This window comes from Photobacterium sp. R1, assembly GCF_054600795.1.
Window position 1 is genome coordinate 1 of the sequence record NZ_BAAHZP010000112.1, and the last position, 436, is coordinate 436.

General features: G+C 47.5%; 1 protein-coding gene. It reads right to left on the reverse strand.

The genetic code is table 11. The features are described 5' to 3' along the window. On the reverse strand, positions 1-436 hold a 436-nt coding region (locus tag ACYP03_RS24210; RefSeq protein ID WP_459782398.1), incomplete at both ends, for a type 2 periplasmic-binding domain-containing protein.

Consider the following 436-nt stretch of genomic DNA (forward strand, 5'->3'; position numbering starts at 1 on the left):
TAATCGGGTTATCCAGAAGCCAAGTACAAGAATAATTATCAGCGAGACGGCAGGCCAGCGATAAATATCTGTGAAATTATGATTCTCTATCAGGGTGAATTGCGTCCATTTTCTGGAAATCTGACGATGCTCTTCAGGAGTAATAGATTGTACTGCCAGATTCATCAGCGTGAGCAATTCGGGCTTGTCTATCCTGACCCCGACAGCAATAGGCAGTGAGAAGTCGAGCTTGGCAATGATCTTTTTACGAAAGACATCCTCTTTCAGTTCATCTACCAGTGAATCTAACGGGGCGACAAAGGCGTACACTTCCCCGGTATTTAACAGGTGCATGGCTTGCAAAGGCGTTGCAGCATAGACTTGCTGAATATCCGGGTGGGAGGCTTGTAATCTGGTCATGACGGCAGTGTTCTCCGGCCCGGCAATTGCCTTTCCG